Below are 8,889 nucleotides of genomic sequence, written 5' to 3' on the forward strand. Positions count from 1 at the left end.
TTTTCATCCCAAAAACCCGAAGAGGGTTTAGGCTTCGCTACCTTCTGGTTTCCTCGCCACTGCTGGAGCTTCTATCAGAGCCTTCATGGAAAGGCGCAAACGGCCCTTCTCATCAGCCTCTAGCACCTTGACCTTGACGACTTGCCCCTCACTCAAATGATCGGAGACCGCATTCACCCGCTCGTGAGCGATTTGGGAAATATGCAGCAGACCATCCTTGCCCGGCAACACGCTGACAATCGCACCAAAATCCAGCATTTTAATTACTTTACCTTCATATGTCCGACCAACCTCAACTTCGGCGGTCAACTCTTCAATGCGCCTCTTGGCCAGATCGCCGGCTTCCGAGCTCAGGCAGGCAATATTCACCGTACCGTCCTCAGTAATGTCGATGGTAGTGCCTGTTTCCTCGGTCAGAGCACGGATCACCGCGCCGCCCTTGCCGATCACATCACGAATTTTTTCCGGGTTGATCTTGATGGTGATAATCCGGGGCGCATAGGCAGACATTTCTTGACGAGCATGCGGCACAGCTTCATGCATGATGCCGAGGATATGCATGCGGCCTTCACGCGCCTGACTGAGCGCGACCTGCATGATTTCCTTGGTGATCCCAAGAATCTTGATGTCCATTTGCAATGCAGTGATACCTCTATCCGTGCCTGCGACCTTGAAGTCCATGTCGCCGAGGTGATCCTCATCGCCCAGAATGTCCGTCAACACTGCAAAACGATTGCCATCCTTGATCAGGCCCATGGCAATACCTGCCACGTGCGCTTTCATCGGAGCACCCGCATCCATCAGCGCCAGACAGCCGCCGCAGACTGAAGCCATCGAACTGGAACCATTCGACTCGGTAATTTCCGAAACCACGCGCATGGTATAGCCGAATTCTTCCGCACTGGGCAAAGCCGCAACCAAAGCACGCTTCGCCAGACGTCCGTGACCAATTTCACGGCGTTTCGGGGTACCCACACGACCGCACTCACCCGTTGCGTAGGGAGGAAAGTTGTAATGCAGCAAGAAGCGATCCTTGTACTCGCCCTGCAATGCATCGATGGTCTGCTCGTCACGCCCGGTGCCCAGCGTGGCAATAACCAGCGCCTGGGTTTCGCCACGGGTGAACAGCACCGAGCCATGCACGCGCGGCAGAACGCCGGTGCGAATAGTAATAGGGCGAACGGTACGTGTATCGCGGCCGTCAATGCGGGGTTCACCCTCGAGAATCTGGCTACGCACGATCTTGGCTTCAAGATTCTCGAAAATACCCTTGATCTGGTTGACGCGGGCGGTATCCATATCTTCGGTAAGCAGCTCGCCCAGTACACGACTGCGAATAGCGTCGATTTTCTGGTAGCGGTCCTGCTTCTGGCGGACCTTGTAAGCTTCGTTCAACTCGGCCTGAGCCAATTGAGCGATCTTTTCGATCAGAGTCTGGTCCTGCTCTGGTGCCTTCCAATCCCATGGCGCAGCCGCCACTTCATCGGCAAGCTCGTTGATCAGGTTGATCACTGCCTGCATTTCATCATGGCCAAACACCACCGCACCCAGCATCACGTCTTCAGGCAGTTCCATGGCTTCGGATTCGACCATCAGGACAGCCGATTCGGTACCTGCAACGACCAGATCAAGCTGCGAAGCTTTCAGTTCTGTCGCCGTCGGGTTAAGCACGTATTCGCCATTGATATAAGCAACACGCGCAGCGCCAATTGGGCCATTAAAGGGGATGCCGGAAATCGCCAGAGCGGCGGAAGCGCCGATCAAGGCAGGAATGTCGGAATCGATTTCGCTCTCGGAAGACATGACGGTAGCAACGATTTGCACGTCATTGTAAAAACCCTCAGGGAAAAGCGGGCGCAACGGGCGATCGATCAAACGGGAAGTCAGGATTTCCTTTTCGGAGGGGCGACCTTCACGCTTGAAGAAACCGCCAGGTATCCGGCCAGCAGCGTAAGTCCGTTCCTGGTAATCGACCGTCAGCGGGAAAAAATCCTGCCCGGGTTTGACGCTTTTGGCGCCAACCACTGTAACCAGTACAACAGTATCATCCAGGCTAACCATAATGGCACCAGACGCCTGGCGGGCGATTTCTCCGGTTTCCAGCGTCAGTGTATGACGCCCGAACGCAATACTTTTCTTGATATGGCTCAAAACGTTATCCTCTACTTAATCGTAATCTTCTTTATCGAGTCGGCAGGACTGCAACGCAACCTACACAATCTCTGCTCTATCCATTGCCGAATCCATCCTTGCGGAATCCTCGTTCCCGATGGAGGACGCGAGAAAACAGAAATTACTTACGCAAGCCGAGGCGCTCAATCAAGGTACGATAGCGATCAACACTGCTGCCTCGCAGATAATCCAGCAGCTTGCGGCGTTTGCTGACCAGCTTCAGCAGACCACGGCGGGAATGATGATCCTTGGCATGGGTCTTGAAATGACCGGTAAGATCGTTGATGCGTGCAGTCATAAGGGCAACTTGCACTTCGGTCGAACCGGTGTCGCCCGTGGCTTTTTGATAATCCTGCACAATTTGTGCCTTTTGGGTGCTGTTCATTGACATAGTTTTCTCCACAAATAAAACGCGTTATTTTACCTTGTATTATGAGATATTCTCAAGTAATTCTCGCAGGTTAGCACCTGCGAAAAAATTCTGTTACACCGTACTCTCGACAATGAGCCTTTTGGGTGCAATCTTGCCGTCATCCGCGATCTCGCCAATACCGACAAGGCATTTGCCTTCATCGTACAAAACCACTACTCCATCATGCACCTGCTTCGGCATCCAGATCGCCTGCCCTTGCCGAAAATAATAGGCGCTTTCCCGATCCAGTGTTATTTTTGGCAGCCCATCCAGCAGGCAGTCCGGCGGCAAAAGCCGTGCGTCCCTGGCTTCCAGGTCCAACCCATCGAGTTGCTCCAGGGTCACCGTTTGGCCAATTTCAAAACTGCCAATGCGCGTGCGCCTTAATGCCTGCATAAAGGCGCCACACCCTAGTACACGGCCCAGATCTTCCGCCAACACCCGAATATAGGTACCCTTGCTGCACGCCACCGTAACGCTCAACTCGTCACCAGCAAAGCTATCCAGAGTTAAGCTGTAAATCGTCACCGGCCGCGCCGCCCGTTCTATCTCAATCCCGGCACGAGCATAAGTATAAAGCGCCTTACCCTGAAATTTGAGGGCAGAATGCATCGGTGGCACCTGGAGAATGGGGCCAATAAACTGTTGCAACGCCTGTTCCACTTGGCCAAGCGACAGATCCACGACCTTGCTGCTGGTCACTTCCCCCTCAGAGTCGCCCGTGGTGGTGGTTTTCCCCAGTTTGAAAACCGCCTGATAGGTTTTGCCGGCATCCAGCAGAAACTGTGAAAACTTGGTCGCCTCGCCAAAGCAGATCGGCAGCAAGCCTGTTGCTATCGGGTCCAGGTTGCCGGTGTGCCCGGCTTTGGCGGCTTGATACAGTCGTTTGGCCTGCTGCAGAGCGCCATTCGACGAAATTCCGTAAGGCTTATCCAGCAGCAGAACACCGCTGATAGGACGCTTGATCCGTTTAAACTGCAATGGGCTATTCTTCTCGTTGATGCGCTTTATCTGAGGAAACCGCCTCGTCGATCAGTTGGGACAGACGAACCCCATGCTCGACGGAAGTATCATAGATAAAATGCAGCTGGGGCATGATCCGCAGCTTCATGCGATGCGCCAACTGCGAACGCAGGAAGCCGGCAGCATGCTCGAGGCCAGCCTGTGCCTTGGGTACCTGCTCAGCCGCCTTCATCGTGGTGAAATACACCTTGGCATGAGCATAGTCCTGGGTCACCTCAACACCAGTCAAGGTCACCATGCCGACACGGGGATCCTTTATTTCCATCTGGATCAGATCCGCCAGTTCGCGCTGGATTTGCTCGGCAACCCGGCTGGTTCGCAGAAAAGCTTTACCCATGATGGAACTTCCAGGTTATCCGTTGCATAAATCGGTGCCTAAAGGCTACGTGCAACTTCAATCATCTCATAAGCCTCGAGGTGATCGCCGACATTAAGATCGTTAAAGCCCTTCAGCGACAATCCGCATTCAAAACCGGATTTCACTTCCTTCACATCGTCCTTGAAGCGTTTGAGGGAGTCCAACTCGCAGGTATGGATCACCACGTTATCACGCAACACTCGCACCATAGAACCACGTTTTATTGTGCCGTCGAGCACGTAGCAACCAGCAACCGTACCCACCTTTGAAATCTTGTACACTTCGCGCACTTCCACCAAGCCGAGTACACTTTCTTTGCGCTCTGGCGCCAGCATGCCTGACAGCGCAGCTTTGATCTCATCCACCGCATCGTAAATAATAGTGTAGTAGCGTACATCCACTCCGGCGGACTGGACCAGCTTGCGTGCAGTCGCATCAGCCCGCGAGTTAAAGCCGATTACCACGGCTTTCGAAGCCAGAGCCAGATTGATATCGGACTCGGTAATCGCGCCTACTCCGCTATGAATTATATTAACCTTAACTTCGTCGGTGGAAAGTTTCTGCAGTGCATGAGCCAGAGCTTCGTAGGAGCCTTGAACATCGGTCTTGATGATCAGCGGCAGAACTCTAACCTCGCCCTCACCCATCTGATCGAAGATGTTCTCAAGTTTCGCTGCATGCTGCTTAGCCAACTTTACGTCACGGAACTTGCCTTGGCGGAACAACGCGATCTCACGCGCCTTACGCTCGTCGTTCAGCACGATCACATCCTCGCCCGCCATCGGCACCTCTGACAAACCCTGGATTTCTACGGGAATGGAAGGCCCGGCCTCTTTCACCATGTCGCCGTTTTCATCCAGCATGGCCCGTACGCGACCGAAGGCCCCGCCAGCCAAAAGCATGTCGCCCTGCTTAAGCGTTCCAGTCTGCACAAGAATAGTCGCCACAGGGCCACGACCCTTGTCCAATCGCGCCTCAATCACCAAACCCTTGGCGGGAGCATTCTTTTGCGCTTTTAATTCTAGCACCTCAGCCTGCAACAACACGCCTTCAAGCAGTTCATCGATGCCCTCGCCGCTTTTGGCAGAAACCCCGACAAACATCGTATCTCCGCCCCAATCTTCAGGGACGACACCTTGCGCTACCAACTCCTGCTTAATGCGTTCCGGATTGGCTTCTGGCTTATCAATCTTGTTCATTGCCACGACGACAGGCACGCCTGCCGCTTTGGCATGATGAACCGCTTCAATCGTCTGCGGCATCACGCCGTCATCGGCAGCCACTACCAGAATGACCACGTCAGTGGCTTTAGCACCGCGCGCGCGCATCGCCGTAAAAGCCTCATGGCCCGGCGTATCGAGGAAGGTCACCATACCGCGTGGCGTTTCCACGTGATAGGCACCAATATGCTGGGTAATACCGCCAGCTTCGCCATGAGCAACGCGGGTACGGCGAATATAATCGAGCAAAGAGGTCTTACCATGGTCGACGTGACCCATTACCGTCACCACAGGTGCGCGCGGCTCCATGTGCACTTCATGCACATCCTCATCTGCCAGATAAGCTTCCGGGCTATCCAGGGCCGCCGGCTTGGCGACATGCCCCATTTCCTCGACCAGAATCATCGCGGTTTCCTGATCCAGCATCTGGTTTATCGTCGCCATGGTGCCCATCTTCATCATTACTTTGATGACTGCAGCTGCCTTTACCGCCATTTTTTGCGCAAGCTGCCCGACCGTGATGGTTTCAGGGATCATCACCTCGTAAATAATGGGTTCAGTCGGCATGGCAAAACCATGTGGCCCTTGGTCTTCCGTCTTGTGATGTGCCCCCCTGTCCTTACGGTTGCGCCACCCGGTTCCGGCCCCCATATCACCACGCACTTTGATACCGCGCTTTTTGCCCGCAGAATCAGCCCAGGTAGTTTCCTTTTTCTTTGCTGCCTTTTTCTCGACTTTTTCACCCGGCTTTACGACAGGCTTATGTAAAGTGCCTTCCGAAAGAGAGGGCTCTGGCACCTTGGCAGGAGCTTGAGTTACAGCAGCCGCAGATTCTGCAGCTGCTGCAGCTTGCGCCACTATTTCGGCTTGTCGGCGCAGACCTTTTTCCTGCTTTTCACGAATATCGGCGCTTTGACGTGCGAAAAGCGCTGATTGCTTGCGTGCTTCTTCTTCGCGTTTGGCGATCTCTGCGTCGTGCAATTGCGGCTTAGCTTTTTTCTTAACTGAAGCGGCTGCGACTGGCACTTCAACCGGAGCAGCCTCAACTGGCACTTCAACCGGAGCGGCTTCGACTGATACTTCAACCGGAGCAGCTTCAACTGATACTTCAACCGGAGCAGCTTCAACTGATACTTCAACCGGAGCAGCTTCAACTGGCGCTTCCATCAGAGCGGCTTCACCCAAGGTCGCTTCGACCGGAGCGGCTTCGGCAATTTCTCGTTTAACAAAAACCCGCTTCTTGCGCACCTCCACCTGGATAGTACGCGCTTTGCCAGTACTGTCCGACTTCTTGATTTCAGTCGTTTCCTTGCGGGTCAGAGTGATTTTATTCTTCAGTTCTTTTGCGCCATGTGCACGACGCAAATAATCAAGCAATTGAGTCTTGTCTTGCTCAGTCAGTAAATCCTCAGACGCCGCTTTATTCACGCCCGCGGCCCGCAACTGTTCCAGCAACAGCGTTGCGGGCAAGCCCAGCTCGCCGGCAAATTGAGCCACGTTCATTTGTCCCATTTAGGTCTCCAGTACATTCTGCTCGCTATCGTCATGCAAACCACGGAGCGCGTGCCGTCATAATCAATTCCTTGGCGCGTTCACTATCCATCCCGGTCATTTCAACCAGATCGTCAACCGCCAAATCAGCCAGATCATCCATCGTCACCACGCCCTTGGATGCCAAGGCACGTGCTGTCTCATCATCCATTCCCTCCATCGCCAGCAATTCAGCTGAGGGAGCCTCCATTTTTTCCTCGCTGGCAATCGCTTCCGTCAGCAACGCATTGCGTGCGCGACTGCGGAGTTCATTGACCGTATCCTCATCAAAAGATTCAATTTCCAACATCTCTGAAAGAGGGACATAGGCCACTTCTTCAAGCGTGCCGAATCCCTCCTGCACCAAAATCCCTGCCACTTCTTCGTCAACGTCAAGCTTTAGCATAAACTGAGAAATAATCGCCGAGCTCTCTTCCTGGTTCTTTTGATCCGCCTCTTCCTCGGTCATGATGTTCAAGGTCCAGCCTGTCAGCTCACTAGCCAGGCGCACATTCTGCCCGAGGCGACCAATGGCCTGCGCCAGTTGCTCCTCCTCTACCACCACGTCCATGCTATGCTTTTCTTCGTCCACCACGATACTGCTGATTTCTGCAGGTGCCAAAGCATTGATCACAAACTGAGCGGGTTCGGGCGACCACAATATGATGTCCACCCGTTCCCCAGCAAGTTCAGAGGTCACTGCCTGTACGCGTGAACCACGCATGCCAACGCAAGTTCCAATTGGGTCAATGCGCTGATCGTTTGATTTAACAGCAATCTTTGCGCGCACACCTGGGTCTCTCGCAGCCGATTTTATTTCAAGCAACCCATCCTCAATTTCAGGAACTTCCAGATCAAACAGCTTGACCAGAAACTCGGGCGCAATGCGGGACAAAATCAATTGTGGGCCGCGGCCTGCCCGGTCAACTCGGGACAAATATGCCCGCACACGGTCGCCAATCCGAAGATTTTCCTTGGGAATCATTTGGTCACGTGGCAGTAAAGCCTCGATCCGCCCCGATTCGATAATGGCGTTCCCCCGCTCCATCCGCTTAATGGTTCCGGTAACAAGAAACTCCTTGCGTTCCAGAAAGTCGTTCAGTATCTGTTCACGCTCAGCTTCACGAATTTTCTGCAAGATCACCTGCTTGGCGGCCTGCGCACCGATACGACCAAACTCGACTGGCTCAAGTGGTTCCTCAATATAGTCATCCAGTTCAAATTCAGGGTTGCGTTCTTTCGCTTCAGTAAGACCGACCTGACGCTCAGGAAACTCAACGGCATCATCGGGAACTATATGCCAGAGACGAACAGAGGAATACTCACCGGTCTCGCGATCAAGGTCGACGCGTACTTCAACATCCTCATGAAAACGCTTTTTTGTCGCGGAGGCCAACGCCAATTCCAGCGCAGAAAAAATCACATCCTTAGAGACGTTCTTCTCCCGCGACATCACATCCACGACCAGCAAAATCTCACGACTCATACTACCTCCGGCTATATATTCGGTATCAAACGTGCCTTGTCTATATTGGCAATATTCAGCGTCAACAGCGCACCATCAACTTCAAGTTGCAGTACACCATCCTTAACACCACGCAAAACACCTGCATAATTCTTCCTGCCAGCAAGCGCAATCCGCAATTTAATCTGCGCACGCTCACCGTTAAAACGAATAAAATCCGCTTCCTTCTTCAAAACCCTGTCAAGGCCTGGAGATGACACCTCCAACCGGTCATAATCGCAGTCCATCTCGACCGCCAACAATCGCGATAGATGGTTGCTCACAAACGCGCAATCATCGACACTAATTCCTGCCGGCTTATCGATAAACAAACGAAGGGACTTACCCCGCTGCGACACCTCGAGGTCTACGAACTCATACCCAAGACCGGTTACCGTGGATTCTAGCAAACCGTATAAATCCATATCTCCGCCACAAATAAAAAATGGGCTGACAGCCCATATACGATCCGCGCATTATAGCAAATATTCAGTATGAATGAAACATCAACTGGCATACGGTTTATTAAGTTGGCACTTAGAATTATGTTTACAACCCACCTGATTTTTTCTACGCTATAAAAAACGAAACCCCCTGCAGCATTCGCTGAGGGGGTCTGTCTTGTTGGGAGCCTGGCGGTGACCTACTTTCACATGGGTAATCCACACTA

Annotated in this window: 7 protein-coding genes; all 7 read right to left on the reverse strand. The window is 53.0% G+C overall.

Annotation, left to right across the window (positions count from 1 at the left end; all coding sequences use genetic code 11):
- Positions 1 to 27: 27 nt before the first annotated feature.
- The 7 genes from pnp to rimP all read right to left on the reverse strand — a co-directional run bounded on the left by pnp (position 28) and on the right by rimP (position 8,644).
- On the reverse strand, positions 28 to 2,151 hold the full coding sequence (gene pnp, locus SCT_RS09045; protein WP_059421913.1) for a polyribonucleotide nucleotidyltransferase: 2,124 nt from the start codon (positions 2,149 to 2,151) through the stop codon (positions 28 to 30).
- 142 nt (positions 2,152 to 2,293) lie between these two features.
- Entirely contained in the window at positions 2,294 to 2,563 is a 270-nt protein-coding gene (rpsO, locus tag SCT_RS09050) for a 30S ribosomal protein S15 (protein WP_041673405.1), read from the reverse strand.
- Between the two features lie 93 nt (positions 2,564 to 2,656).
- Positions 2,657 to 3,565 (reverse strand): tRNA pseudouridine(55) synthase TruB, encoded by a 909-nt coding sequence (truB, locus tag SCT_RS09055; RefSeq protein WP_059421915.1) that lies wholly within the window; start codon positions 3,563 to 3,565, stop codon positions 2,657 to 2,659.
- A gap of 4 nt (positions 3,566 to 3,569) precedes the next feature.
- Positions 3,570 to 3,944, reverse strand: coding sequence for a 30S ribosome-binding factor RbfA (gene rbfA / locus SCT_RS09060; protein ID WP_059421917.1), 375 nt, complete (start codon positions 3,942 to 3,944; stop codon positions 3,570 to 3,572).
- Positions 3,945 to 3,982: 38 nt separating this feature from the next.
- A complete protein-coding gene (gene infB / locus SCT_RS09065; protein WP_059421918.1) occupies positions 3,983 to 6,697 on the reverse strand; it encodes a translation initiation factor IF-2 in 2,715 nt (904 codons plus the stop codon).
- A gap of 31 nt (positions 6,698 to 6,728) precedes the next feature.
- Positions 6,729 to 8,201: a transcription termination factor NusA gene (gene nusA, locus SCT_RS09070; protein WP_059421920.1), complete on the reverse strand. Its 1,473-nt coding sequence runs from the start codon at positions 8,199 to 8,201 to the stop codon at positions 6,729 to 6,731.
- 11 nt (positions 8,202 to 8,212) lie between these two features.
- Positions 8,213 to 8,644 (reverse strand): ribosome maturation factor RimP, encoded by a 432-nt coding sequence (rimP, locus tag SCT_RS09075; RefSeq protein ID WP_009205505.1) that lies wholly within the window; start codon positions 8,642 to 8,644, stop codon positions 8,213 to 8,215.
- Between the last annotated feature and the right edge of the window lie 245 nt (positions 8,645 to 8,889).

The sequence above is a fragment of the Sulfuricella sp. T08 genome, from assembly GCF_000971475.1.
Taxonomy (GTDB): Bacteria; Pseudomonadota; Gammaproteobacteria; order Burkholderiales; family Sulfuricellaceae; genus Sulfuricella.